Below are 650 nucleotides of genomic sequence, written 5' to 3' on the forward strand. Positions count from 1 at the left end.
GGGTCGGAGGGGGCGTTGTCGTCGTCGGTGTGGTCGCCGCCTGCGTGTTATTACGCGCCGGTGCACACGCCGGCGGAGGCGGAGGCGTATTGGACGGCGGTGCAGGATCGGATCATTCAGGCGCCTTTCCCGCAGGAGGACAAGGATTCGGCGCGGGATGGTCATGAGGCGCGGTTCGGGGAGGACGGGGAGTTCCCGGATTTCAATCGTGATCTCGATGGTGAGGGTATGTTCTGGATGCGGGTGATGAATGATGATTATCCGGCTTCGGAGCGTTTCGCGTGTGAGTGGCGGTTGTTCTGGGTTGATTTCTCGGATTCTCCGCCCGTGGATGCCCTGACGGTGTCGGGGGAGACGTTGGCGGCGTTGGCGTGGGAGCAGACGCGGGTGCCGGACACGGAGTTGTCGTTGAATCCGGAGGCGGAGCAGACGGTGAATCTGGCGACGTGGGTGTGGTTGGACGGGGATCAGTTCGCGCCGGTGTCGGTGCGGGCGTCGTTGGACGGTTACGGGATTTGGGCGGAGACCACGGCGCGGCCGGTGGCGATGCGGTTGGACGCGGGGACCGGTGATGCGGTGCTGCATCCGTCCGGTGGTCGGTGCGAGGTTCGGGGTTCGTCGGTGGGGGAGCCGTACGCGCGGGGTCGGTC

At 66.0% G+C, this 650-nt stretch carries 1 pseudogene; it reads left to right on the top strand.

Annotated elements, in window-relative coordinates:
- Positions 1-99: 99 nt before the first annotated feature.
- Positions 100-650 (top strand): annotated as a pseudogene (locus FNQ90_RS25895) (hypothetical protein); the annotation flags it as partial.

Source organism: Streptomyces alkaliphilus, from assembly GCF_014141535.1.
In the GTDB taxonomy this organism is placed as follows: domain Bacteria; phylum Actinomycetota; class Actinomycetes; order Streptomycetales; family Streptomycetaceae; genus Streptomyces; species Streptomyces alkaliphilus.